Source organism: Streptomyces sp. BYX5S, assembly GCF_054724165.1.
Map to the genome: position 1 here is coordinate 7,862,794 of NZ_CM138829.1, position 24,028 is coordinate 7,886,821.

The 24,028-nt window shown below is 71.8% G+C and carries 21 protein-coding genes and 1 tRNA gene; 7 read left to right on the forward strand and 15 right to left on the reverse strand.

Going from position 1 to position 24,028, the window contains the following annotated elements:
• Position 1: 1 nt before the first annotated feature.
• Positions 2 to 889, reverse strand: a complete 888-nt coding sequence (locus tag ACYBSK_RS35495) for an aminoglycoside phosphotransferase family protein (RefSeq protein WP_460244555.1) — start codon at positions 887 to 889, stop codon at positions 2 to 4.
• A 66-nt stretch (positions 890 to 955) separates the two neighbouring features.
• On the opposite strand from ACYBSK_RS35495, the gene ACYBSK_RS35500 reads away from it, so the two are divergent.
• On the forward strand, positions 956 to 2,389 hold the full coding sequence (locus ACYBSK_RS35500; RefSeq protein WP_460244556.1) for an NAD(P)/FAD-dependent oxidoreductase: 1,434 nt from the start codon (positions 956 to 958) through the stop codon (positions 2,387 to 2,389).
• A gap of 51 nt (positions 2,390 to 2,440) precedes the next feature.
• Here the strand turns inward: ACYBSK_RS35500 and ACYBSK_RS35505 are convergent.
• Positions 2,441 to 2,514 (reverse strand) — tRNA-Thr (locus ACYBSK_RS35505).
• 186 nt (positions 2,515 to 2,700) lie between these two features.
• Between ACYBSK_RS35505 and ACYBSK_RS35510 the strand changes: the two genes are divergently transcribed.
• The 4 genes from ACYBSK_RS35510 (at position 2,701) to ACYBSK_RS35525 (ending at position 7,110) form a co-directional block, all read left to right on the forward strand.
• On the forward strand, positions 2,701 to 4,107 hold the full coding sequence (locus ACYBSK_RS35510) for an RNA-guided endonuclease InsQ/TnpB family protein (protein ID WP_460244557.1): 1,407 nt from the start codon (positions 2,701 to 2,703) through the stop codon (positions 4,105 to 4,107).
• A 378-nt stretch (positions 4,108 to 4,485) separates the two neighbouring features.
• Complete coding sequence (locus ACYBSK_RS35515; RefSeq protein ID WP_457481354.1) at positions 4,486 to 5,625, forward strand: ABC transporter ATP-binding protein; 1,140 nt, start codon at positions 4,486 to 4,488, stop codon at positions 5,623 to 5,625.
• Positions 5,626 to 5,829: 204 nt separating this feature from the next.
• Positions 5,830 to 6,288, forward strand: a complete 459-nt coding sequence (locus ACYBSK_RS35520) for a hypothetical protein (protein WP_457481355.1) — start codon at positions 5,830 to 5,832, stop codon at positions 6,286 to 6,288.
• Between the two features lie 66 nt (positions 6,289 to 6,354).
• Positions 6,355 to 7,110, forward strand: coding sequence for a nucleotidyltransferase family protein (locus ACYBSK_RS35525; RefSeq protein WP_460244558.1), 756 nt, complete (start codon positions 6,355 to 6,357; stop codon positions 7,108 to 7,110).
• A 97-nt stretch (positions 7,111 to 7,207) separates the two neighbouring features.
• Here ACYBSK_RS35525 and ACYBSK_RS35530 read toward each other — a convergent pair whose 3' ends face one another.
• From ACYBSK_RS35530 to ACYBSK_RS35580, 11 genes are all read right to left on the reverse strand, one after another.
• Complete coding sequence (locus ACYBSK_RS35530) at positions 7,208 to 8,872, reverse strand: DoxX family protein (RefSeq protein ID WP_460244559.1); 1,665 nt, start codon at positions 8,870 to 8,872, stop codon at positions 7,208 to 7,210.
• A gap of 107 nt (positions 8,873 to 8,979) precedes the next feature.
• Complete coding sequence (gene rlmB, locus ACYBSK_RS35535) at positions 8,980 to 9,930, reverse strand: 23S rRNA (guanosine(2251)-2'-O)-methyltransferase RlmB (protein ID WP_457481358.1); 951 nt, start codon at positions 9,928 to 9,930, stop codon at positions 8,980 to 8,982.
• 95 nt (positions 9,931 to 10,025) lie between these two features.
• Positions 10,026 to 11,423 (reverse strand): cysteine--tRNA ligase, encoded by a 1,398-nt coding sequence (gene cysS / locus ACYBSK_RS35540; protein WP_457481359.1) that lies wholly within the window; start codon positions 11,421 to 11,423, stop codon positions 10,026 to 10,028.
• Positions 11,424 to 11,560: 137 nt separating this feature from the next.
• On the reverse strand, positions 11,561 to 11,965 hold the full coding sequence (locus tag ACYBSK_RS35545) for a PPOX class F420-dependent oxidoreductase (protein ID WP_457481360.1): 405 nt from the start codon (positions 11,963 to 11,965) through the stop codon (positions 11,561 to 11,563).
• A gap of 58 nt (positions 11,966 to 12,023) precedes the next feature.
• Positions 12,024 to 13,241 (reverse strand): MFS transporter, encoded by a 1,218-nt coding sequence (locus ACYBSK_RS35550; protein WP_460244560.1) that lies wholly within the window; start codon positions 13,239 to 13,241, stop codon positions 12,024 to 12,026.
• Between the two features lie 158 nt (positions 13,242 to 13,399).
• The gene (locus tag ACYBSK_RS35555) at positions 13,400 to 15,118 is read right to left on the reverse strand and encodes an ABC transporter permease subunit (RefSeq protein WP_460244561.1); all 1,719 of its coding nucleotides are present in this window, start codon (positions 15,116 to 15,118) and stop codon (positions 13,400 to 13,402) included.
• A gap of 20 nt (positions 15,119 to 15,138) precedes the next feature.
• Positions 15,139 to 16,602 (reverse strand): ABC transporter substrate-binding protein, encoded by a 1,464-nt coding sequence (locus ACYBSK_RS35560; protein ID WP_460244562.1) that lies wholly within the window; start codon positions 16,600 to 16,602, stop codon positions 15,139 to 15,141.
• Complete coding sequence (locus tag ACYBSK_RS35565; protein ID WP_460244563.1) at positions 16,602 to 17,165, reverse strand: GNAT family N-acetyltransferase; 564 nt, start codon at positions 17,163 to 17,165, stop codon at positions 16,602 to 16,604. Before ACYBSK_RS35565 ends, ACYBSK_RS35560 begins: the two co-directional genes overlap by 1 nt.
• Positions 17,166 to 17,413: 248 nt before the next feature.
• Positions 17,414 to 17,929 (reverse strand): 2-C-methyl-D-erythritol 2,4-cyclodiphosphate synthase, encoded by a 516-nt coding sequence (ispF, locus tag ACYBSK_RS35570; protein ID WP_457481365.1) that lies wholly within the window; start codon positions 17,927 to 17,929, stop codon positions 17,414 to 17,416.
• Positions 17,919 to 18,668, reverse strand: a complete 750-nt coding sequence (ispD, locus tag ACYBSK_RS35575; RefSeq protein ID WP_460244564.1) for a 2-C-methyl-D-erythritol 4-phosphate cytidylyltransferase — start codon at positions 18,666 to 18,668, stop codon at positions 17,919 to 17,921. The genes ispF and ispD overlap by 11 nt, the downstream gene beginning before the upstream one ends.
• Before the next feature lie 302 nt (positions 18,669 to 18,970).
• Complete coding sequence (locus ACYBSK_RS35580) at positions 18,971 to 19,453, reverse strand: CarD family transcriptional regulator (protein ID WP_266712542.1); 483 nt, start codon at positions 19,451 to 19,453, stop codon at positions 18,971 to 18,973.
• A gap of 644 nt (positions 19,454 to 20,097) precedes the next feature.
• On the opposite strand from ACYBSK_RS35580, the gene ACYBSK_RS35585 reads away from it, so the two are divergent.
• Positions 20,098 to 20,739 carry a copper chaperone PCu(A)C gene (locus tag ACYBSK_RS35585; protein WP_457481367.1) on the forward strand — a complete coding sequence of 214 codons (642 nt, stop codon included), beginning with the start codon at positions 20,098 to 20,100 and terminating at the stop codon, positions 20,737 to 20,739.
• Between the two features lie 94 nt (positions 20,740 to 20,833).
• On the opposite strand, the gene ACYBSK_RS35590 is transcribed toward ACYBSK_RS35585, so the two are convergent.
• Together ACYBSK_RS35590 and ACYBSK_RS35595 are read right to left on the reverse strand one after the other, a co-directional pair.
• Positions 20,834 to 21,514 (reverse strand): response regulator, encoded by a 681-nt coding sequence (locus ACYBSK_RS35590; RefSeq protein ID WP_457481368.1) that lies wholly within the window; start codon positions 21,512 to 21,514, stop codon positions 20,834 to 20,836.
• Complete coding sequence (locus ACYBSK_RS35595) at positions 21,511 to 22,797, reverse strand: sensor histidine kinase (protein ID WP_457481369.1); 1,287 nt, start codon at positions 22,795 to 22,797, stop codon at positions 21,511 to 21,513. Before ACYBSK_RS35595 ends, ACYBSK_RS35590 begins: the two co-directional genes overlap by 4 nt.
• A gap of 210 nt (positions 22,798 to 23,007) precedes the next feature.
• Here ACYBSK_RS35595 and phoU point away from each other — a divergent pair, with 210 nt between their 5' ends.
• The gene (gene phoU, locus ACYBSK_RS35600; RefSeq protein WP_457481370.1) at positions 23,008 to 23,682 is read left to right on the forward strand and encodes a phosphate signaling complex protein PhoU; all 675 of its coding nucleotides are present in this window, start codon (positions 23,008 to 23,010) and stop codon (positions 23,680 to 23,682) included.
• Positions 23,683 to 24,028 lie beyond the last annotated feature (346 nt).

Here is a 24,028-nt window from a genome sequence, read left to right on the forward strand (position 1 = left end):
ATTAATCCGCGCCGTCCCGCACCCTGCGAGCGATATCCAGATCGTGGACGCCGAGCGGCCGCCCGTCCTCGATGTCCCACAGCGCGTTCTGGAGCACCCGGCCCAGCGTCCAGGCCCGCGCCCGCTCCCGGTCGAGCCCCAGCGCCCCGCTCAGCGCGTCGAACCGCCACAGCGTCTCGTCCGGCTCGTAGCGGTTGTGCAGCGCCGGCCACAGGTCGAACCCGGGATCACCGGCCAGCGGCTTCGGGTCGATCGCCAGCCACGGTTCACGCCCGGCGGCGAGCACGTTCTCGAAATGCAGATCCCAGTGCAGCAACCGGTCCCCGGCCTCCCCCACGACCTCCCGCACCGCCGCCGCGCAGTCGGCGAGCAGCGCCCGCTGGACAGGATCGGCCACCCGCCGCAGCGCCCCAGGAGCGTCCGCGAGCATCCGCCCCGCGATGTCCGACAACCGCCGCACACCCTTCGGAGCGGGCCCCGCCGTCAGCCGCGCGAGCAGCCCACCGACCACCTCGACGGCCTCGCGCGAATCCGCCACACCGCTCAACATCCGCGCGGAATCGAGCCGTTCGAGCAGCATCGTGCCCGTCCCCGCGTCGTACGCGAGCAGCCGCACCGCGCCGTCGCCGTCCCACACCCGCAGCGCGACCGGCTCCCCCTCGGTCTCCTCGTCCAGCACCTGGAACTTGAGCGCCGCACGCAGCCCGTCGCCCCGCACCACCGGCACGACCAGCGCCGCCACCCCGTGCATCAACGGCCCGTCCCGCACCAGCTCCCACCGCTCCAGGAACTCCGCCACGCGCGCGGGCAGCGCCGCCACGAACGCCCGCCCCGCCTCCCCCGCGTACGCGTACTGCGACTCGACCAGGCCCTTCGGTACGTCGATCACGCGACCGACCCTAGAACCCGACCCACCCCTCCCGCATTCCGTCGCCGACCAGTAACGTCCCGCGCCATGACCCACGGCATCAGCGGCCCCGGTGGCCCCCGCGAGACCACCGGCACCATCAACGGCGGCATATCGTTCTGGTACGCGGACGACGGCCTCCCCCGGACCCGCGACCCCCTGCCCGGCGACGCGAGCGCCGACGTCGTCATCGTCGGCGGCGGCTACACGGGCCTGTGGACCGCGTACTACCTGAAGAAGGCCGCCCCGTTCCTGCGCATCACCGTCCTGGAACAGAAGTTCTGCGGCTACGGCGCCTCCGGCCGCAACGGCGGCTGGCTCTACAACGGCATCGCCGGCCGCGACCGCTACGCCAAACTCCACGGCCACGACGCCGCCGTCCGCCTCCAACAGGCCATGAACGAGACGGTGTCGGAGGTCATCGACGTCGCCCGCACCGAATCCGTCGACGCCGACATCCACCACGGCGGCGTCCTCGAAGTCGCCTACACCCCGGCCCAGTTGACCCGCCTCAAGGCCTTCCACGACACGGAACTCACCTACGGCGAGAAGGACCGCACCCTCCACGGCGCCCGCGAGACCGCCGACCGCATCCGCGTCGCGGGCGCCGTCGGCTCCACCTGGACCCCGCACGGCGCCCGCCTCCACCCGGTGAAACTCCTCAAGGGCCTGGCGACGGCCGTCGAAGCCCTCGGCGTCACGATCCACGAATCAACCCCGGTCACGGAGATCAAACCGAAGCACGCCATCACGCCCTACGGCACCGTCCGCGCCCCCTACGTCCTGCGCTGCACCGAAGGCTTCACCGCCTCCCTCAAGGGCCAGCGCCGCACCTGGCTCCCCATGAACTCCTCCATGATCGCCACGGAGCCGCTGTCGGAATCCCAGTGGGAGACCATCGGCTGGGAAGGCCGCGAAACCCTCGGCGACATGGCCCACGCCTACATGTACGCCCAGCGCACCGCCGACGACCGCATCGCCCTCGGCGGCCGCGGCGTCCCCTACCGCTACGCCTCCCGCACCGACAACGACGGCCGCACCCAGCCCCAGACCATCGAGGCCCTCCGCGACATCCTCACCCGCTTCTTCCCCCAGCTCGCCGGCGTCCGCATCGACCACGCCTGGTCCGGCGTCCTCGGCGTCCCCCGCGACTGGTGCGCCACCGTCACCCTCGACCGCTCCACCGGCCTCGGCTGGGCAGGCGGCTACGTCGGCTCCGGCGTCGCCACCGCCAACCTCGCCGCCCGCACCCTCCGCGACCTCGTCCAACAGGACTCCGGCCAGTCCGGCCCCACCGACCTCACCGCGCTCCCCTGGGCCAACCACAAGGTCCGCAAGTGGGAACCGGAACCCCTGCGCTGGCTCGGCGTCCACGGCATGTACGCCACGTACCACGCCGCCGACCGCCGCGAACTCACCACCCACACGGCCACCTCATCCCGCCTCGCCCAATGGGCCGACCGCCTGGCGGGCCGCGGCTGACCCCGAACGACAAAAGCCCAGGCACACAGAGTGTGACCTGGGCTTTTCCGGAGCCGCCTGTCGGAATCGAACCGACGACCTCAAGATTACAAATCTAGTGCTCTAGCCAACTGAGCTAAGGCGGCACCGCGCACCACAACGCCGTACGCGAAGGCTTCACCACCTTACACAGCCGACCTTCCCCCAGGCCAAGAAGTTCCCGCACACCCTGATGTCGGACCTACGTGCGTAACCTCCCGAGCACCCGTTCGTTGACCGTACGAACACGCTGTTCCGACTATCGGATCGCGGGAAGTGGGCGGGGGGGGCTCATGGGGGACGTTCGAGCGGAGAAGCCACGGTCCGTGACCGGCGCCGAGGCCAAGCGGGTCAAGCGCGAGGCGCTGGGGATCGCCGACAGCAGCAGGCCCCGGACTCGCCCGGCCGTCCCGGTGAAGCGCCGGGCCAAGGTGACGGGGGCGCGGGAGCGGGTCTACCGGTATCGCTGTTACCCGACCGAGGCGCAGGCCGAGCAGTTGGTGAAGACGTTCGGCGCGTGTCGTTGGGTCTACAACGAAGGGCTGGCGCTGCGGTCGAGGGCTTGGCGCGAGCATCGGGTGTCGGTGGGGTTCGCGGAGACGTGCCGGGCGTTGACCGGATGGCGCCGGGCGCCGGACACGGCGTGGTTGGCGGAGGTGTCGTCGACGGTGCTGCAACAGCCGTTGCGTCATGTGCAGGCGGCGTTCCAGGCGTTCTTTCAGGGACGGGCGAAGTATCCGAAGCGGAAAAAGAAGGGCCGGTCGCGCGATACAGCGACGTATGCGCGGACGGGCTTCAGCTGGCGGGAGGACGCGGGGCGGCCGGGTACGGGGACCCTGAAGCTGGCGTTGCAGAGCGAGCCGCTGGAAGTGCGGTGGTCGCGGCCGTTGCCTGTAGGGGTGACGCCGGTGCGGGTGACGGTGTCGCGGCATCGGGCGGGGCGCTACTTCGTGGCGTTGCTCGTGGAGGAGGTCATCGAGGCGCTGCCCGCGGCGTTCGTGGCCGGGTCGCGGGAGCCGCGGGCGGTGGGGTTGGACCTGGGCTTGGCGTCGTTGGTGACGTTGGATGACGGTACGAAGGTGGATCATCCGAGATTGCTGCGGCGATACGTGGATCTGCTGAAGTCACTACAGCGGGAGCTGCAGCGAAAGAAGAGAGGTTCCCGGAATCGGGAGAAGGCGCGGCGGAAGATGGGCCGCCTGTACGCACTGATCGGGGACGTCCGTAAGAACATGTTGGACCAGCTCACCACCCGCCTCGTGCGCGAGAACCAAGTGCTCGTGGTGGAGGACCTGTCGATCGTGGCGCTGACGGCTGCGGCGACGGGCAGGGGGCGTAGGCGCAAGGCGCGGCTCAACGAATCCATCCAGGACGCTTCTTGGGGCGAATTGCTCCGACAGCTGAAGTACAAGTGCGAGTGGTACGGCCGGACGCTGGTGGTCGTGGACCGCTTCTTCCCATCGACGCGGCGCTGCTCGGCCTGCCACGTAAGGGGCCCGAAGCTGGATGTGTCGGTGCGGGAGTGGTCGTGCGCCGAGTGCGGCACGGCCCACGATCGTGATGTGAACGCGGCGGTGAATCTGCGGTCTGAGGGGATGCGTTTGTACTGGCTGACGGCGTCGGCGCTGCCGCCCGAACAGTTGGTGCCTTCTGTGATTCGGGCGTCGGAAATGCCGGAGGAGGTTGTGGCGGCCGCTTAGGAGTGCGGCCTCGGCTGTTCATTGCAGTACGGACCGACGGGCCGTCGGCCGAGATGCCTGTGGAGCTTGCGTAGGACCGAGCGGCGCGGCAGGGAAGCCTGTCACTTGCCGGCGGCGAGCTGTGAAGCAGGAAGCGCTGCCCGCGAGGGCAGCACGCCACTGGTGTGGCGGAGGAGCAGAGGGAGCGTCCTGACCTACCTGGTCGAAAATTTCGTCAAAGTTCACAGCGTTCAGGTCCTGACAGAACATGTGAACGCCAGGTAGCGTCTCGACCAGTTCACTCGTGTGGACTACACCACAGCAACACTCGTTGTTGTGGGTCTTCCTTCCACTCGGATCGTCCGGCACGTTCCTGCCGGTGAAGGGGGCTTCACAGCCATGGCTTCTGTCACGTTCGACAAGGCGACCCGTGTGTATCCCGGGTCCACCAAGCCCGCGGTCGACGGCCTGGAGATCGAGATCGAGGACGGCGAGTTCCTCGTCCTCGTCGGTCCCTCCGGCTGCGGCAAGTCGACCTCCCTGCGGATGCTCGCGGGTCTCGAGGACGTCAACGGCGGTGCGATCCGCATCGGTGACCGCGACGTCACGCACCTGCCGCCGAAGGACCGGGACATCGCCATGGTGTTCCAGAACTACGCGCTGTACCCGCACATGACCGTCGCCGACAACATGGGCTTCGCCCTGAAGATCGCCGGCGTGAACAAGGCGGAGATCCGCACCAAGGTCGAAGAGGCCGCGAAGATCCTCGACCTCACCGAGTACCTGGACCGCAAGCCGAAGGCGCTCTCCGGTGGTCAGCGTCAGCGTGTGGCGATGGGCCGCGCGATCGTGCGTGAGCCGCAGGTGTTCCTCATGGACGAGCCGCTGTCGAACCTCGACGCCAAGCTCCGTGTGTCGACGCGTACGCAGATCGCGTCGCTCCAGCGCCGCCTCGGCATCACCACCGTCTACGTCACCCACGACCAGGTCGAGGCCATGACGATGGGCGACCGCGTGGCGGTCCTCAAGGACGGTCTGCTCCAGCAGGTCGACACCCCGCGCAACATGTACGACCGCCCCGCGAACCTCTTCGTCGCCGGCTTCATCGGCTCCCCGGCCATGAACCTGGTCGAGGTCCCGATCACCGACGGCGGCGTGAAGTTCGGCAACTCGGTCGTCCCGGTCAACCGTGACGCGCTGAAGGCCGCTTCGGACAAGGGCGACCGCACGGTCACCGTCGGCGTCCGCCCCGAGCACTTCGACGTCGTCGAGGCGGGTGGCGCCGAGGCCGCGAAGTCCCTCGCCAAGGACGTCTCGGACGCCCCGGCGGGCCTCGCCGTCTCCGTGAACGTGGTGGAGGAGCTCGGCGCCGACGGCTACGTCTACGGCACCGCCCAGGTCGGCGACGAGACCAAGGACCTGGTCGTCCGCGTCAACGGCCGGCAGGTTCCGGAGAAGGGCGCGCAGCTGCACGTCGTGCCGCGCGCCGGTGAGACCCACGTGTTCTCGACCTCGACGGGCGAGCGCCTCTCCGACTGATCCCGGGCATATCAAATGACCGTGAGGGCCCCGCACTTCGGTGCGGGGCCCTCACGCGTCGGCGCTTCATTGTCGACAAATACCCCGGCAACTCGGGCATTTGGCCCTGCGACGTCAACACGTATGCAACAAAACGACGTTGATCGTCCCTCATCAGAGTGACCAAATGTCGCCAAATCATCACCGAGCGCTACGCTCACTCGCGTGACGCACTCTGCCAACTACACCCAGAAGTCGCGCCGTGCTCGGGGCCGGGGCCCCGCCCACCGCGCCGCCCGTACGCTCGCCTTCGTCCTGCCGGTGATGCTGGTGCTCTCCGGGACGCTCGCGGTCACCCGAGTCAACTGGTCGGGGAGCTCCTCGGACTCCCTCCTCACGGCTTCCTCACAGGACGTCTCCGCGCGCGCCAAGTCGCGCGCCCCCCAGGACGTCCTGCGCGACCGTCTGCTGCTCGAACTGCAGGAGGAGAACCCCGGCGTCGCGCTGACCCACCTCCAGCGCGAGATCGACCACCGCCCGTCGCTCGCCAAGCACTGCATGGCGATCGCGAAGGCGCTCGGCCGTGCCGCCGTGGAGGCGTACGGGCCGGCGCGCGCGCAGTCGTACTCGCGGCCCGTCTGCGACACCTCGTTCGCCTCGGGGGTGGCCGGCTTCCGTGCCTGAGCCGCGCTCGGGGCCGTCCCGAGCCGCTGGCGTCCACGCGGGTCGTGCGCACGTACAGTTCCGGTCATGACGACCGCTGAACCGTCCGCGCACGGCCCGCATCCGTATGCCCACCGTCCCACGCAGGCCGTCGTCCTGGCGGGCGGCCAGGGCTCCCGGCTGCGCCCGTACACCGACGACCGGCCGAAGCCGATGGTGGAGATCCCCGGTACGGGCACGCCGATCATCGGCCATCAGCTGGCCTGGCTCGCCGAGGAGGGCGTCACCGACGCCGTCGTCTCGTGCGGTCATCTCGCCGAGGTGCTCCAGGAGTGGCTGGAGGGGGCGGAGTTGCCGCTGCGGGTCACCACGGTCGTCGAGAAGGAGCCGCTGGGCCGTGGCGGCGGACTGAAGTTCGCGGCCGCCCGGCTGCCGCACCCGGACCGTCCCTGGTACGCGACGAACGGCGACATCTGGACGCGGTTCTCGCTGCGCGAGATGGCCGACTTCCACCACGAGCGGGAGGCGACGGCGACGCTCGCGCTGGCCCGCCCGCGCATCCCGTGGGGCGCCGTCGAGACGGACGCGTTCGGGCACATCACCGACTTCATCGAGGCGCCGCCGTCCCCGTATCTGATCAACGCGGGTGTGTACGTCTTCGGCTCCGAGTTCACGTCGCTGCTGCCGGACCTCGGGGACCACGAGCGGACCACGTTCCCGAGGCTGGCGCGCGGCAAGCGGCTGGCGGGCTTCCAGCTGCCGCAGGGCGCGTACTGGCGGGCGATCGACACGGCGAAGGACCTCACGGAGGCCGCGAAGGAGCTGTCCGCGCAGGGCCGTTGAGGCCACCGCCGCGAGCTTGTCGCCGCCGCCCGTACGCCGATGGGGCCCCGCACGATGCACGTGCGGGGCCCCATCGGTGTAGTGGATCGGCGTGGCGTCACTCGCCCAGGAGGCCGCCCACCAGGCCGGGCTTGCGGCCGGTCTCGCCGGTCTCGCCGCCGGAGGTGGTGCCGCCGTCCGTGGTGCCGCCCGTGGCGGGCTGCTCCTGGCCGGTGGTCGCCGCGGGCGGCTGCTGCGGCGTCGTCTGCTGCGGCGGGGCCTGGCCCGCGGTGGAGCCCTGCGTCGGCGTCGTCGTGGTGCCGCTGCTCGTGGTGCCCGCGGTGGCGCGGGCGGAGCTCGGGGCGCCGGAGGGGCTCGACGTGGTGCCCTGCGTCGGCGTGCTGGAGGACGCCGAGGGGCTCTGCGACTGGCGCTGCTGCGGGGAGCGGCTGCCCGGCTCGGAGGGAAGCGGGGAGCCGGGGAGTTCGTTGCGCGGCGCGTCGCCGGGGCCCGGCGCGGTGACCCGGTCGGCGTCGCGGACGGCGCCGCCGAGGAGCGAGCCGATGAGCAGCGTGCCACCGATGACGAGGGTGGCGACGACGGTGCCGCGGCGCAGGACGAAGCGGCGCAGCTCCCACAGTGCGGCGCGCGGTCCGAGCCGCCGCCAGGCGGTGCCCGCGAGCCGTCCGTCGACGGAGTAGACGGGGGCGCCGGCGATGATCAGCGGCGACCAGGCGGCGAGGTAGATGATGTCGGGCGCGTCGTAGGCGGGGACGGTCTTCCAGCTGACGGTGACGAGCAGCGCGGCGGAGAGCAGCGCGCCGACGCTCGCGGCGAGCCGCTGCCACAGGCCGAGGATCGTGAGCACGCCGACGATGACCTGGAGGAAGGCGATGACGAGTCCGGCGCCGACGGGGTGCTGGAGCGCCCAGTCGCGCATGGGTTCGGCGAGGGCCCAGGGGTGCAGCGAGTTCAGCCACTTGACCATCGAGCCGCGCTCGCCGCCGTCGAAGTACACGGGGTCGCAGAGCTTGCCCATGCCGGCGTAGATGGAGATGAAGCCGAGGAAGACGCGCATCGGGAGCAGCACGACGCCGAGGTTCATCCGGCGGCCGGGGTAGTAGGCGTGCCGGACGGGGCCGTAGCGGCGGGCCGCGGTGGTCTCGACGTCGGAGCCGTCGGTGTCGTCGTCGAAGCGGTCGCCGTCGTACGTGACCGCTTCGAGCTCGCCGCTCTCCTCGAACGCGCTGCCGGACTGGCGCATGCGCGGCAGGATCCGCGGGGGTTCGGCCTCCGCGTGTTCGATGCCGCCGACGGTGGGCGTCTCCTGGGTGGCCGTGTCGCGGTAGAGGCCGAGCTCGTCGGCGAGGTCCTCGGTGAGGTCGCGGTCGAGGTCGACGCGCGGGATGACCTGGGTCGAGACGCCTTCGTCGGGCTCGCCGACACGGCGTGCGCCCTGCAGGAGTCCGGTGGCGTCGAGTCCTCCGCCGGCTCTGACGACGGGGCGACGCCGCCTGGCGCCGGGCGTCCCCGCGGCGGTGATGACGGGGATGCGGGTGGTCGACGCGTCGGCTCCGGCCACGCCCGTAGCGCTCAAGTGCCGTGAGATGCGCGGGAGTTGGGTCTGCTGCGCCGTGGGGAGCTGCACGCGGAAACTCGCGTGGTTGACGATGACCTGCGCCGGATCGCACGGAACCTTCACCATGCTCAGCGCAGGAGCGTCGTCGAATCCCGACGAGCGGTCACCCGAGGGTGTGCGGGGCGTTCTGGTGTCCACACTCATCTAACCGAGTGATGTGTGTTTAGGACACTGCCTCGGGCCCACCGAAATGTCCGGGCCCCGTCAAAGATCGGTCATCTCCGACGTGGGCCCGGAACGGGGCGCGTGGATCAGGCGCGGCGGCGGGCCGCCTCGTAGAGGACGACGCCCGCGGCGACACCGGCGTTCAGCGACTCGGCGCCGCCCGGCATCGGGATGCGCACGCGGAAGTCGCAGGTCTCGCCGACGAGGCGGGACAGGCCCTTGCCCTCGCTGCCGACGACGATGACGACGGGGCCCTCCAGGGCTTGCAGGTCGTCGACGGTGTGCTCGCCGTCGGCGGCGAGGCCGACCACGGCGATGCCCGCCTTCTTGTACTGCTCCAGGGCGCGCGTCAGGTTGGTGGCGCGGGCGACCGGAGTACGGGCCGCGGTGCCGGCCGACGTCTTCCACGCACCGGCCGTCATCCCGGCCGCGCGCCGCTCGGGCACGACGACGCCGTGGCCGCCGAACGCGGAGACGGAGCGGACGACGGCGCCGAGGTTGCGCGGGTCGGTGACACCGTCGAGGGCGACGATCAGCGGGTCCTCACCGACGTCGTACGCGGCGGCGGCGAGGTCCTCCGGGTGCGCGTACTCGTACGGCGGGATCTGGAGGACGAGGCCCTGGTGGTTGAGGCCGTTGGTCATGCGGTCCAGCTCGGGGCGGGGGGCCTCCATGAGGTGGATGCCGCCGCGCTCACCGGCGAGCTGGAGCGCCTCGCGGACGCGCTCGTCGTTGTCGATGAACTGCTGCACGTAGAGGGTCACCGCGGGCACGTTCTCGCGCAGCGCCTCGACGACCGGGTTGCGGCCGACCACCATCTCGGAGGTGGACTTGCCGCGCGGGCCGCCGGTGCGGCTGGTGGGGCGGCCCTGGGCGCGCTTGGCCTTGGCCTGCGCGGCGCGCTGCTTGGCGTGGCCCTTGCGCATCTCGGCGGGCGGGGTCGGGCCCTTGCCCTCGAGGGCGCGGCGCCGGTTGCCACCGCTGCCTACCTGCGCGCCCTTCTTGCCGGACATGCGGCGGTTGCTGTTGGCGGCCATGACCTACCTGTCTCTTACGACTACGGGTGTGTGCGTACGTCTATGAAGTGTGCCGCCCGGAGCTCCGGGCGGCACATCTGGGCGCTCGGCCGTGCTCAGCCGAGCGTCCAGCGGGGCCCCGAGGGGCTGTCCTCGATGTTCAGGCCGGACTGCTTGAGGCGGTCGCGGATGGCGTCGGCGGTGCCCCAGTCCTTGCGGGCGCGGGCCGCCTCGCGCTGCTCCAGCAGGAGCCGTACGAGGTGGTCGACGACGCCGTGCAGGTCCTCGCCGCCGGTGTCGCCGGAGCCGGCCCACTGCGCGTCGAGCGGGTCGAGGCCGAGGACGCCGAGCATGGCGCGCACCTCGGCGAGGCGGGCGACGGCGGCTTCCTTGTCGTCGGCGGCGAGGGCGGAGTTCCCCTGCCGTACGGCGGTGTGGACGATGGCGAGGGCCTGCGGGACGCCGAGGTCGTCGTCCATGGCCTCGGCGAAGGCGGGCGGCACCTCGTCGGCGGGGGCGACGGTGCCTCCGGCGAGTTCGGTGACGCGCTGCACGAAGCCCTCGATGCGCGCGAACGCGGACTCGGCCTCGCGCAGGGCGTCCTCGCTGTACTCGATGGTGGAGCGGTAGTGCGGGGTGCCCAGGTAGTAGCGCAGGACGATGGGCCGCCAGTTCTTGACCATCTCCGAGACGAGGACGGAGTTCCCGAGGGACTTCGACATCTTCTCGCCGGACATGGTGACCCAGGAGTTGTGCACCCAGTACTTCGCGAACTCGTCGCCGAAGGCCTTGGCCTGCGCGATCTCGTTCTCGTGGTGCGGGAAGATCAGGTCGATGCCGCCGCCGTGGATGTCGAAGGCGGAGCCCAGGTACTTGTGGGCCATCGCCGAGCACTCCAGGTGCCAGCCGGGGCGGCCGCGGCCCCAGGGCGTCTCCCAGCTGGGCTCGCCGGGCTTGACGGCCTTCCACATGGCGAAGTCGCGGGCGTCGCGCTTGCCGGTCTCGCCGTCGCCGGAGGGCTGGAGCAGGTTGTCGAGCTCCTGGTTGGACAGCTCCAGGTAGCCGGGGAAGGACCGGACGTCGAAGTAGACGTTGCCGTCGGCCTCGTAGGCGTGGCCGCGCTCGATGAGCCCGCGCATCATCTCGACCATCTCGGTCACGTGGCCGGTGGCCCGCGGCTCGTAGGTCGGGGGCAGGCAACCGAGCGCGGTGTACGCGTCGTTGAACGCCCGCTCGTTCTCGTACCCGATCGACCACCAGGGCCGGTTCTGCTCCCCGGCCTTCGTGATGATCTTGTCGTCGATGTCCGTCACGTTGCGCACGAACGTGACGTCGTAGCCGCGGTACGCGAACCAGCGGCGCATGATGTCGAAGTTGAGCCCCGAGCGGATGTGGCCGATGTGCGGGGCCGCCTGCACGGTGGCGCCACACAGGTAGATCGAGACGCAGCCCGGCGTGAGCGGGGTGAAGTCACGGATCTGCCGGGCGCTGGTGTCGTACAGGCGAATAGTCACCCCTCCAGGGTAGTAGGCCCGGAGGTGTGCCATGGGCCTCCGGCCGGTACGGGGTCGTCGGCGGAGCCCCGCGGGGGTGCGGTCGCGGGGCTCCGCCCCGGGCCCCGCTGCTCAATCGCCGCAGGGGCTGAACGGGGTCACACCCGCCCGACCACCTTCCGTGCCCGCACGCGGACCACGACCCGCTCGGCGTCCTGGCCCGACGCCGGGTTGAACTCGGCGTACTTCTTGCCGGTGTACTTTACCGACAGCTCGTCGATGAGCTCCTGGCCGCCCTCCGTGGTGATCTCGGCGGTGCCGCGGATCTCCGCGTAGGCGTAGGGGTTGTCGGCGGGCTGGACCATGACCGTCACGCGCGGGTCGGCGTTCAGGTTCTTCGTCTTGCGGCGGTCGACAGTGGTGGAGAACAGCACGTCGTCGCCGTCCCGCTTCGCCCAGACGGGGGAGACCTGCGGGCTCCCGTCGGGCTGGATCGTGGCTACCGCGATGAAGACCTTGCTGTCGAGCAGTGCCTTGAGCTCGTCGGACAGCTGGGCTGACATGGCCTCACTCCTTCTCGGGGGACGATGGGCGCGTACCCGATCCTCAAGGAACGCACCGTCACGCGCCGGTATTTCGCCGCTCTGTTCGCACGGGTGTCACGAAGCGGGTGAGCCCCGCCGCCATCAGCGGCACCGTGGCGAGCGCCGACCACAGGACGGGCGTGGGGAGGGTGAGGAGCGCGCCCGTCGCCGCGCTCCCGGCGAGGACGGCGAGGCCCGACACCGAGGAGAGCGCGCCCGTGGCCAGGCCCAGGTGGCGTTCGTCGACCAGGTCGGGGACCAGGCCGCGCGCCGCGGGCACCAGCAGCATCTGGCCGAGCGTCAGCAGGACGACCAGGGCGCAGGCGGGCAGCAGCGCGTACGGGGTGCGGCCCGGGAGGTACGGGGCGGTGGCCGCGACCGTCACGAACCCGGCCGCCACCAGCAGCAGGCCCGCCGTCAGCGCGGTCCGCGGCGCGAGCCGGGCCGCCGACCAGCGGGTGACCGGGAGCTGGGCGCCGACCACGAGGACCGAGGACAGCGCGAAGAGCAGGCCCACGGCGTCCTGCGTGCCGGTGGCGCGGGTGAGTTCCACGGGCAGCGCGAGGTAGAGCTGGTTGTAGGCGATGAGGTAGCCGCTGTACGCGAGGCAGAGCGCGAGGAAGCGGGGGTTCGCGAAGACGGCTCCGCTGCCCTTGAGGCGCCGCGCGCCCCGCGTACGCTCCCGGCGCGGCATCAGCCGGGCGTGCCCGGCGAGCACTCCCACGAACACCAGCGCACCCGCGAGGCACGCCGCCCGGAACCCGGCGAACAGCAGCGCCGTGCCGAGCAGCGGTCCGAGGAACGCGCCCGCCTGCCCGGCCGCCGAGAACACGCCCAGCACCTGGGCCCGCGGCACCCCGGTCTCCCGCTCGTGCCGCACGGCCTCCCGGGCGGTCTCGGACTCCACGGCGGGCGAGAACAGGGCGGCGGCGAGCCCGACGAGGACGACCGCGCCGACGACCGCGGGGGTGCTCGCCGCGAAGCCGAGCCAGACGAATCCGGCGATCCGCAGGGCGCAGCCCGCGAGGACGACGGGGCGGGGGCCGAAGCGGTCGGTGAGGGCGCCTCCGACGACGAACAGCCCTTGCTGGCTGAACGTCCGCAGCCCCAGCACGAGACCGACCGCCCAGCCGGCGAGGCCGATGGTGTCGGCGAGGTGGGTGGCGAGGTAGGGCAGGACGGCGTAGAAGCCGATGTTGAAGGCGAGCTGGGTGACGGTGAGCAGCCGAAGGTACCCCGGCAGCCCGCGCAGCACCGTCGTTGCACCCCCGGGGCTCCGCCCCGGACCCCGCGCCTCAATCGCCGGCGAGGCTTGAGAGAACCCCGGCAAGCTCTTGCCCCCGCGGCGGGTGAGCACTTTCAAGCCCCTGCGGCGATTGAGCAGCGGGGTCCGGGGCGGAGCCCCGTGGCCGGTCAACGGTGCCGCCGACGGCCGGCGGACGACACCAGCACGACGATCGCCCCGACCCCGGCCAGGCCCACCGCAGGTGCCAGCACGGACCACGGCGCCCGCTCGGCGTACGGCAGGTTCTCCATCAGCAACCGCCCCCACTCCGGCGTCGGCGGCTGCGTCCCGAGGCCGAGAAACCCGAGGGACGCCAACGCCAACGTCGTCGGCGCCAGCCGCAGCACCGCATGCCGCCCCACCGTCGGCAGCACCGCACTCAGCACGTGCCGCCGCAACACCTGCCACCGCCCCGCGCCGGAGGCCACCGCCGCCTCGACGTACCCGGCCCCCCGCTCCGCCTCGGCCACCGCCGCCGTGTGCGCGGCCAGCGGCGCCCAGCCGACCGCCGCGACGGCGACCGCCGCGCCCTCGACGCCCGCCCCGAACAACCCGGTGACCAGCAGCCCCGCCAGGATCGCGGGCATCGCGTTGGCGACCTCGGTGAGGCCCGCGGTCCACCGCAGCAGCCCGAGGCCGACGCCCACCACGAAGCACACCGCGCACACGACCGCCGCGACGGCGAGGGTGCGCAGCGCCCCGTGGCCGAGCCGGGCGAGCACGTCGCGCCCGAGCGCGTCGGTGCCGAAGGGGTGCGCCCCCGACGGCCCCGCGAGCCGGGCGGCGAGGTCCACCTGGAGCGGGTCCCGGGTCAGCCCCCACACGACGACCGCGAGGAGTACGGCGACCAGGCCCCCGGCGACGTACAGCCGCCCGACGCCGCCGGAACGCGCCCGCGCGAGTCCCGGCAGCGCGCCCGCTTCGAGCGCGGGTCCGAGCAGCCGCCGCCGGACGAGACCGACGGCCACGGCCGTCACCACACCGAGCGCGAGCAGCACCAGCAGGCAGCCCTGGAGCAGCGGCAGGTCGAGGTCGAGCGCGGCGGCGACGGCCGTGCCGCCGAGCCCGGGGATCGCGAAGACCGCCTCCACGGCGGCCGCGGCCCCGGTCAGCCCGACCACGGTCAGGCCCGCCTGCGGCAGCACCGCGGGCAGCGCGCGCCGCGCGGCGTGCCGGGCGATGCGCGAGCGCGGCATGCCGCCCGCGCGGGCCGCGCGCACCCAGGGTTCGGCGAACGCGGCGGGCAGCGCGTCCTGGCCGAGCCGCCCGAGGACGGCGCCGGCCGGGATGCCGAGGGCGAGCGCGGGCAGCACGGCGGACGCGGGCGAGGCCCAGCCCTGCGCCGGGAACCAGCCCAGGTGCACGGCGAACAGCGTGGCCAGCACGGAGGCGATCAGGAACTCGGGGAGCGCGGCGAGGACCCCCGCGCCCACTCCGTGCGCCGGTTCGGGGCGCGCGCGCCGGAGCGTCGGCAGGCACAGCACGACGGCGAGGACGGCGGCGACCACCATCGCGTACGCCATGAGGGACACGGACACCCAGAACGCGGCGCCCACGTCGGACGCGACATCGGCGCCGGTCACCCAGGACGTGCCGAGGTCGCCGTGCGCGACGCCGCGCAGCCACTGCCCGAGGAACGTGAACGGGCCCTCCCCGAGGCCGAGCTGGGCGCGCACCTCGGCGAGCTGCTTCGGCGTCGTCGGCGCGTCGCCGTAGCGGGCGTGCAGCACGGTGAGCGCGGGGTCGGTGCGGGTCAGCCACGGCAGCAGCGCGGTGAGCGCGAGCAGCCCGGCGGCGGCGCCGATCCGGCCCGCGAGTACGGGCAGTCCGGCGCGGGCACGGTTCATCGGGCGCGCGTCCTTCCTCATCAGGTGCGCGTCTCCAGGCCGACGAACTGTCGTTCGTAGGGGTCGAGGACGACCCCGCGCACGCCCGCGCCGACGCCCTGCAAGTGCTGTTCGTGGACGATCGGCACGGCCGCGTCGGTGCCGAGGATCGCGGCCTCGGCGCGCAGCACGGCCCGGTGGCGCGCGGTCCCCTCCAGCCCCGCGACCTTCCGGACGAGGGAGTCGACGCGGTCGTCGCTGAGCTGCGCGATGTTGAAGCTGCCTTCACTGGTGAAGTCGGAGGCGAGGTACGAGACCGGGTCCCCGGTGTCGAGCGCGGTGGACCGGGACATCAGGAACGCGTCGTACTGGCCGTCGAGGGCGCCCGATTCGAGGCGCGCGTAGTCCTTCACGACGAGCCGCACCGCGAATCCGGCGCGCCGCAGCTGCTGCTGGAGCGCGGCGGCGACCTCGGGCAGTTCGGCGCGGTTGGTGTACGTGGCGAGGGTGAGCGTCTGCCCGTGCGGCTTCGCGGCCTTCGCCCGTCCGGTGACGGGGAGCTGTTTGCCGTCGGCCCAGGCGAAACCGGGGCCGAGCAGTCCGGTGCCGCGCGTGGCGTACCCCTCGTACACGCTGCTCGCGAGCGCGGAGGTGTCGACGGCCTCCCGGACGGCGGCGCGCAGTCCGGCGTCGGCGAGCGGGCCCGTGCGGGTGTTCAGGTACAGCGTGGTGGTCCGTACGGTGGCGACCTCACGCGCGCGGTCGCCGAGGACGAGGGCCTGGGCGGCGGGCACGAACTCGGCGATCTCGATCTGGCCGGAGCGCAGCGCGTTGGCGCGGGCGTTGTTGTCGGCGACGAAGCTGACGTCGAGCCCGCGTGCGGCCGCCCTGCCGCGCCAGTGCCCGTCGAACCGGTCGAGGGTGGCGGAGACGGCGCCGTTGACGTCGGTGAGCGCGAAGGGGCCGGTGGCGGTACCGACGGGGTCGACGGCGTCGCCCTTCCCGTACGCCGCCGGGGAGAACACGGCGAGGGACGGGTTCGCGAGGCGGGCGGGCAGCAGGGGGTCGGCGGCGTCGGTCGTGATCCGTACGGTCCGCTCCCCCACGGCCTCCGCGGTGATCTTCACGTCGCTCAGGACGCGCGGCACCACCTTCGCGTGCGCCGCCCGGCGCAGCGCGCCCTCGACGGCCTCGGCGGTGACCCGCCCGCCGTCCTGGAAGCGCGCGTCGCGCAGCGTGAACTCCCAGGTGGTGGCGGAGGGGCGGGTCCACTTGAGGGCCAGCGCGGGGTGGATGACACCGGCCGTGTCCATGCGGGTGAGGCCGTCGACGACGGCGAGCCGGCTGAGCAGCAGTCCGTCGTCGCTGTACGGGGAGAGGCCCTGGGTGGGCGCGAAGGCGAGGTCGACGGCGATCCGGCCGCGCCGCGCGGTGCCGGTGAAGGAACCGCAGGCGGACGTGAGCCCGATCCCGGCCGCCGCCAGCAGGAAGCCGCGTCGCCGCATCAGCCGACGGGCGCGTACGCGGGAACCGGTGCGGGCAGCGGCAGTTCGAAGTGCACGATGCCCTGGCCGCCGCCGGGCAGCTGCCGCTCGTCGCAGACCTCCTGGGCGAGGGACCGCCAGAAGGGTTCGGCGCCGGGGACGGCGGGGTCGGTGTGCAGGTAGACCGCTTCGTAGCCGCCGGCTCCGGCCACGAACCCGAGCAGCTCCCGGACGAGGTCGCGTGCGAGGCCGTTCCTGCGGTGCTCGGGGCGTACGTAGATCCGGCAGAGCTGGGCGGTGGAGCCGGAGGGGAAGCGGTCGGCGACCCACTGGGGGTTGGGCGGGGCGGCGGGGCCGCGGTCGCGGACGGCGCCGGTGGCGACGATCTCGCCGGTGGGGAGGTGCTGGGCGACGAGCAGGGTGCATCGCTCGGGCCGCAGGTAGTGGCCGGCCGGGTCGATGATGTCGGCGTGCCAGCGCGGTACGTATCCGGAGCGGAGGTCGCGGTACACGGTGTCCAGCATGACGGCGCGGGCCTCGTCCACGTCGCCGACGCCGGCCTCGCGGATCACGTATTCACCCATCGCCTGCCTCAGCACCGGTCGGACATCTGCCCACCCATGCTAACTGCGACCCATTCGCAATAACCCCCGGGGCTCCGCCCCGTACCCCGCTGCTCAATCGCCGCAGAGGCTCGAATGTGCCACCGCACCCCCACGGCCGACCGCACCCCGCCTTGGGCAATCTGCCGCCAAGGGCGGCAGGGTGGGCAAGGCGGCGCCCCGGTGCCGCGTGCCGATGAACCGTGGCGCCGACCCCGGCACGGACCCGGTCACCCGGAAGCCCGCACCACCAGCGCCGTCGCCACCGCCATCAGGCCCTCGTCGCGGCCGGGGAAGCCGAGGCCGTCGGTGGTCGCGCCGGAGACGGAGACCGGGGCACCGGCCGCCTCGGAGAGGACCTTCTGCGCCTCGTCGCGGCGCTTCCCGATCTTCGGCCGGGGACCGACGACCTGCACCGCCACGTTCCCGATCACGAACCCGGCGTCCCGCACGATCCGCGCCGCCTCCGTCAGCAGCGCCACCCCACTCGCCCCGGACCACTCCGGCCGCCCGGTCCCGAAGTGCTGGCCGAGGTCACCGAGCCCCGCCGCCGAGAACAGCGCGTTGCAGGCCGCGTGCGCGACGACATCCGCGTCGGAGTGCCCGGCGAGCCCCGCCCCCGAGTCCTCCCACTTCAGCCCCGCGCACCACAGCTCCCGCCCGTCCTCGAAGGCGTGGATGTCGGTCCCGATGCCGACCTGCGGCAGGACGAAACCCGTCGGCGTCCCGGTCGTCTCAGAACCCATCGTTCGCCCTCCTGCGCGCCAGCACAGCCTCCGCGAGGACCAGGTCGAGCGGCCGCGTCACCTTGAACGCCTCCTCGTGACCGGGCACGAGCACCACCTGGTGGCCGAGCTGCTCGACCATGCTGGCGTCGTCCGTCACGTCCTCGGTGACCGTCGCGTGCGCCCGCACCAGCGTCTCCCGGTCGAACCCCTGCGGCGTCTGCACGGCCCGCAGCCTGGCCCGCGAGGGCGTCGCGACGACGGGCTCCGGCGAACCGTCCGTCGTCGGCACGACCTCCTTGACGGTGTCCGCGAGCGACAGCGCGGGCACCACGGCCGGCGCCCCGTCCCGTACGGCCTCGATGACCGCGTCGACCGTGTCGACCGGCACCAGCGGCCGGGCCGCGTCGTGCACGAGCACGATGTCGATGTCGGCGGGGAGCGCCTCGATCCCGAGCCGCACCGACTCCTGCCGGCTCTCGCCGCCGGGCACCACGACGAAGTCGGTGCGCTCCGGCAGCGCGTGATCGGCGAGCAGCGTCTTCACCTCGGCCGCCCCCTCGGGCGGCGCGACGACCACGACGAGGGACACGGCGCGGGACGCCGCCATCGCCCGTACGGCATGGATCAGCATCGGAGTACCGCTCAGCGCGCGCAGCGCCTTGGGGGCGCCCGGACCGAGGCGCACGCCCCGTCCGGCGGCCGGAATCACGGCCGCGGTGCGGACTGCGCTGCCTACGGGACGCGTTTCGTCAGACATCGGTTCCGTTCAGGTTTGTGCGCTCGGGGGTCGTGGGTATGGCCACAACGTGCCGGGCGCGACGCCTTGACAGGGCCCTTCCGTGACAGCCTTGGTCGAGCTGGCTGCCCGGGCCCGGCACGCCTGGGGATCACGCGAATCACGCAAGGATTCACGCACGGCGCATGTCAGGGGCGTGGATGGGGATGGGTACGAACATGCCGCAGCGCCCGGCGACACCATCAGGGTCAGCGGGCACCACGGCATTGATCATTACGCGTCGGTTCTGGTCGCTACGTGGATGACGTGGCGGCACCGCGCGTTCAGGACGCGAGAACCTCGTCGAGCAGGGCCTCGGCCTTGTCCTCGTTCGTGTTCTCCGCGAGTGCGAGCTCGCTCACCAGGATCTGGCGAGCCTTGGCGAGCATGCGCTTCTCACCTGCGGACAGTCCGCGCTCACGCTCCCGACGCCACAGGTCACGGACCACTTCCGCGACCTTGATGACATCGCCGGAGGCGAGCTTCTCCAGGTTTGCCTTGTAACGGCGCGACCAGTTCGTGGGCTCCTCAGCGTACGACGCGCGCAGCACCTCGAAGACCCGGTCGAGCCCGTCCTGACCGACCACATCACGCACGCCGACGAACTCCGCATTGTCCGCTGGCACACGTACCGTCAAGTCGCCCTGGGCGACCTTCAGCACCAAGTAGGTCTTGTCCACGCCTTTGATCTGGCGAGTTTCGATAGCCTCGATCAGCGCGGCCCCGTGATGGGGATAGACCACGGTGTCGCCAACCTTGAACGTCATGTGACAGGTACCCCTTCCGTGGCTATCCAGGGTAACACGGAAACTGCGGGTTCTGAATGGCGTTTTCGCAGGTCAGGGCATATCTCGGGGCTTGACAACTCCGACGGGAACGTGCTGCGAAGGGGTAGTGGAGGGCGGTATTCGCAGGTCGGAGCCGTTCTTCGAGGAAGCCGAAACGGGTACGCTACCGCCGCTTCCGCGGCGCCTCCAGGGGCCAAAGGTCCCGGTTTGCGTGCTTCGAAGCGCTGAACTTTCGCTACTCCGTTCAGGTGTCCGGAGACACGTTCGAGCCGAATCCAGAATTGATCTTCGCCAATCCCCGGGCCGGGTGATCGGTTTTCGAGACCCCCGCGCATTCCTTACCGGATATCCGTACCGGCGCCCTGGACAGGCCTTATGTGAATGGTGAACAAGGGGCAGGAGTGAACCGGGCGAACCAATGGTGACCGTGGGGAACACAGGGTGATCGCGGGGTGATCGGCGGGTGTGGCGGCACAGGCGTGAAGCAGGCCGGTGGCCCGAGGGGCGGGTCGGGTGCGGCGGCGCGGGAACGGCTCGGTAATCTAAGGCCGCTGACAGACCCTTAGGACGGCTTTACAAGTGAGCCGTCCGTGCCCGCCCACGTTCAAGGAGTTGCCGCCGCCGTGAGCAGCAGCCTTCGACGCGGCGCCCTCGCCGCCGCCGCCATCGCGTTCTCGATCGCCTCGCTCGCCGCGTGCGGCGCCGGCAACAACGCGCAGACGCTTCAGGTCAAGCCGGACAACGCCGCGACCGCCGTCGGCGACATCAAGATCCAGAACGCCACCGTCATCACCCAGCCGGACCGCGAGTCCAAGGGCCCGGCCGTCGTCACCGGCACGCTCTTCAACAACGGGAGCAGCGCGCAGACGCTCGACGCCATCACCGTCGACGGGGTCGGCAAGACCGCGAAGCTGACGGGCGCCAAGGGCGAGTCGAAGATCACCGTCCCGGCCGGCGGCTCCGTCGTCCTCGGCGGCAAGGACAACGCGACGGCCGAGCTGCCCAACAGCCGGACCGCCGTGCTCGACGGCAACGCGCAGCCGATCACGTTCTCCTTCAGCAAGGCCGGGGACGTGAAGCTGAAGGCCTTCGTGGTGCCCGCCGAGAGCTACTTCGAGAAGTGGGGCCCGAGCGAGGTTCCGGCCGCGCCGGGCGCTGCCGCGTCGCCGTCCACCTCGACGTCGGCGTCCACGTCCGCCTCGCCCGACGACCAGGCGTCGCCCTCGACGTCGGCGTCCGAGTCGCACGACGCCGCGAGCCACTGACCTACGCGTACGAACGGCGAAGGGGCGGAACCCGATCGGGTTCCGCCCCTTCGCCGTTCACGTCCCGCAGCCCGACCGGGGACCAGTGGCCGGCCTACGGCTCGAACTTGTAGCCGAGGCCCCGGACCGTGACGAGGTATCTCGGGGCGCCCGGGTCCGGCTCGATCTTGGCGCGCAGGCGCTTCACGTGAACGTCCAGGGTCTTGGTGTCACCGACGTAGTCGGCGCCCCACACCCGGTCGATGAGCTGCATGCGCGTGAGCACGCGGCCCGCGTTGCGCAGCAGCATCTCCAGGAGGTCGAACTCCTTCAGCGGCAGGTCGACCTTGCCGCCCGCGACCGTCACCACGTGCCGGTCGACGTCCATGCGGACGGGCCCGGCCTCCAGGGCCTGCGGCGCGACCTCCTCCGGCTCGCCGTGGCGGCGCAGCACGGCCCGGATGCGGGCGACCAGCTCCCGCGAGGAGAACGGCTTGGTGACGTAGTCGTCGGCTCCTATTTCCAGCCCGACGACCTTGTCGATCTCGCTGTCCTTGGCGGTCACCATGATGACCGGGACGTTGGAACGGCCGCGCAGCTGGCGGCAGACCTCGGTGCCGGGCAGGCCCGGCAGCATCAGGTCGAGCAGGACGAGGTCGGCTCCGTTGCGCTCGAACTCGTCGAGGCCGTCGGGGCCCGTGGCCGCGATGGCGACCTCGAAACCCTCCTTGCGGAGCATGTAGGACAGGGCGTCGGAGAAGGACTCCTCGTCCTCTACGACGAGCACTCGGGTCACGGAAGGACCTCCGGGGCGGCAGGAGTGGCAGGAATGGATTCGTATGCGGTTGTGTCGTCGGGCCCGTGTGCGTCGTCTTCGTCGCGTACGTTTCCGGGGCCACTGGTACGGGGGTTCTTGGTGGTGGAGCGGGCCGCGGCCGCCTCGGGCAGCTTGAGCGTGAAGGTGGAGCCCTGTCCCTCGGAGCTCCACACGGTCACCTCCCCGCCGTGCGAGGCCGCCACGTGCTTGACGATGGCGAGGCCGAGGCCGGTGCCGCCGGTCGCCCGGGAGCGGGCGGGGTCGACGCGGTAGAAGCGCTCGAAGACGCGCTCCTTGTCCTTCTCGGAGATGCCGATGCCCTGGTCGGTGACGGCTATCTCGATGCGTTCGCCGCCGCCGGACGTGACGCGGCGGGCGGCGATGCCCACGCGCGTACGGGCCGGCGAGTAGTTGACGGCGTTCTCGACGAGGTTGCCGAGCGCGGCGGCGAGCTGTCCCCGGTTGCCCCAGACCCGCAGGTCGGCGGTGCCTCCGGCGGCCATGGTGATCTGCTTCGTACCGGCGGCCTGGCGGCAGCGGTCGATGGCTTCGGCGACGAGTTCGTCGACGCGCACCGGTTCCGAGTCCTCCAGCGGGTCGTCGTTCTGCACCCTGGAGAGGTCGATGAGTTCCTGTACGAGGCTGGTGAGCCGGGTCGCCTCGTTCTGCATGCGCCCGGCGAACCGCTCGACGGCCTCGGGGTCGTCGGAGGCGTCCATGACGGCCTCGGAGAGCAGCGAGAGCGCGCCGACCGGGGTCTTGAGCTCGTGGCTGACGTTGGCGACGAAGTCGCGTCGTACGGCCTCGATGCGGCGGGCCTCGGTGAGGTCCTCGACGAGCAGCAGCACCAGGCGGGAGCCGAGCGGGGCGACGCGGGCGGAGACGGCGAGCGCGTCGCCGCGCCCCGTACCGCGCCGCGGCAGGTCCAGCTCGACCTGGCGTATCTCGCCGTCGCGGCGGGTGTCGCGGGCCATCTGGAGCATGGGTTCGACCGCGAGCTTCCCGCCGCGCACGAGACCGAGGGCGTACGCCGCCGAGCTGGCCTTGACCACGCTGTCCGCCTCGTCGAGAACGACGGCGGAGGAGCGGAGCACGGAGAGCACGGTGTCGACACCGGGCGGAAGGACCGGGTCCGTGTGCAGGGAGGTGCGGGTGGGGCGCTTCTGGTCGCGTTCGCTCCAGCGGAACGCCAGCATGGCGATGACACCGGTGCACACTCCGGCGATCGCTGCCGCTGCGGCGACCGCCGCGTTCACGTCCATGTCCTCAGGTTATGCGGCCCCGGCGCCTCCTCCACAGCCATCCGGGTGGCACCTCGAACACTCGTCGCCCAGAGTTCACCTTGGGTACGGGGTCGATTCACTTGTGGTGCCGGATTCGGACGCGTACAGGCCGGAACGTGGGAGCGTGGGGCCATCCGGGTTCCACACGTAGCCATCCATACGTAGCCAGGTACAGAGAGGGAACGCCGCATGCGTGACGCGTACCACGAGGAACTTGACTCGATCGGCGAGGGCCTGGTCGAGATGGCCCGCCTTGTCGGGTCGGCGATCGGGCGCGCCACTACGGCCATGCTCGACGCCGACCTGAAGCTGGCGGAGACCGTGATCGCCGCCGACCAGAAGGTGGACGATCTCCAGCACGAGCTGGAGGCGCGGGCCATAGCCCTGCTGGCCCGCCAGCAGCCGGTCGCGACGGATCTGCGGATCGTCGTGACGTCGCTGCGGATGTCGGCCGACCTGGAGCGCAGCGGCGACCTCGCCCAGCACGTCGCCAAGCTGGCCCGCCTGCGCTTCCCGGAGCGGGCGGTCCCGCACGACCTGCACGCGACGATCCTGGAGATGGGGCAGCTGGCGCAGCGCCTGATGGCGAAGGCGGCCGAGGTCATCATCACCAAGGACGTCGATCTGGCGATGCAGCTGGAGCAGGACGACGACGAGATGGACCTGCTGCACCGCACGCTCTTCCAGCACCTGATGGACGAGAAGTGGAAGCACGGCATCGAGACGGCGGTCGACGTGACGCTGCTCGGCCGCTACTACGAGCGCTTCGCGGACCACGCGGTGTCGGTGGCGAAGCGGGTCGTCTACCTGGTGACGGGTGAGCACGCGGACGAGGTGCAGTCGCAGTCGGTCGAGAGCGCCTGACGGCACGTACGGGCGGGCCCCGCGCGACGGTTCGCGCGGGGCCCGCTCCTGCTCACGTCCCATCGCGTACGGTCAGCAGCTGCCGCCGCACTGGCACGGCGCGCCCGACTGGCAGCCGCAGCCGCAGCCCGAGCCGCAACCGCAGGCTCCGAGCAGCACCAACTTCGGTACCGGCTGGCTCACTTCGACGGGCGCTTCAGGGCTCTGGCTCGGCTTCGGGGAGTCGGCGGCCATGGTTTTCCCTCCTCGACGTGGCTCCGGGGTGGAGTCCTTCCCCCATTGCATGCCCACTGGGGCGGGCGCATCAACGGCGCACGCGAGCGCGGCAGTTGCCGCATAGGCTGCC

What these genes read in the sequence shown, in the direction of transcription:
- ACYBSK_RS35500 (WP_460244556.1), top strand. Translation starts at nt 956, where the DNA reads ATGACCCACGGCATCAGCGGCCCCGGTGGCCCCCGCGAGACCACCGGC.
- ACYBSK_RS35510 (WP_460244557.1), top strand. Translation starts at nt 2,701, where the DNA reads ATGGGGGACGTTCGAGCGGAGAAGCCACGGTCCGTGACCGGCGCCGAG.
- ACYBSK_RS35515 (WP_457481354.1), top strand. Translation starts at nt 4,486, where the DNA reads ATGGCTTCTGTCACGTTCGACAAGGCGACCCGTGTGTATCCCGGGTCC.
- ACYBSK_RS35525 (WP_460244558.1), top strand. Translation starts at nt 6,355, where the DNA reads ATGACGACCGCTGAACCGTCCGCGCACGGCCCGCATCCGTATGCCCAC.
- ACYBSK_RS35530 (WP_460244559.1), bottom strand. Translation starts at nt 8,872, where the DNA reads ATGAGTGTGGACACCAGAACGCCCCGCACACCCTCGGGTGACCGCTCG.
- rlmB (WP_457481358.1), bottom strand. Translation starts at nt 9,930, where the DNA reads ATGGCCGCCAACAGCAACCGCCGCATGTCCGGCAAGAAGGGCGCGCAG.
- ACYBSK_RS35545 (WP_457481360.1), bottom strand. Translation starts at nt 11,965, where the DNA reads ATGTCAGCCCAGCTGTCCGACGAGCTCAAGGCACTGCTCGACAGCAAG.
- ACYBSK_RS35555 (WP_460244561.1), bottom strand. Translation starts at nt 15,118, where the DNA reads ATGAACCGTGCCCGCGCCGGACTGCCCGTACTCGCGGGCCGGATCGGC.
- ACYBSK_RS35560 (WP_460244562.1), bottom strand. Translation starts at nt 16,602, where the DNA reads ATGCGGCGACGCGGCTTCCTGCTGGCGGCGGCCGGGATCGGGCTCACG.
- ACYBSK_RS35565 (WP_460244563.1), bottom strand. Translation starts at nt 17,165, where the DNA reads ATGGGTGAATACGTGATCCGCGAGGCCGGCGTCGGCGACGTGGACGAG.
- ispF (WP_457481365.1), bottom strand. Translation starts at nt 17,929, where the DNA reads ATGGGTTCTGAGACGACCGGGACGCCGACGGGTTTCGTCCTGCCGCAG.
- ispD (WP_460244564.1), bottom strand. Translation starts at nt 18,668, where the DNA reads ATGTCTGACGAAACGCGTCCCGTAGGCAGCGCAGTCCGCACCGCGGCC.
- ACYBSK_RS35580 (WP_266712542.1), bottom strand. Translation starts at nt 19,453, where the DNA reads ATGACGTTCAAGGTTGGCGACACCGTGGTCTATCCCCATCACGGGGCC.
- ACYBSK_RS35595 (WP_457481369.1), bottom strand. Translation starts at nt 22,797, where the DNA reads ATGGACGTGAACGCGGCGGTCGCCGCAGCGGCAGCGATCGCCGGAGTG.
- phoU (WP_457481370.1), top strand. Translation starts at nt 23,008, where the DNA reads ATGCGTGACGCGTACCACGAGGAACTTGACTCGATCGGCGAGGGCCTG.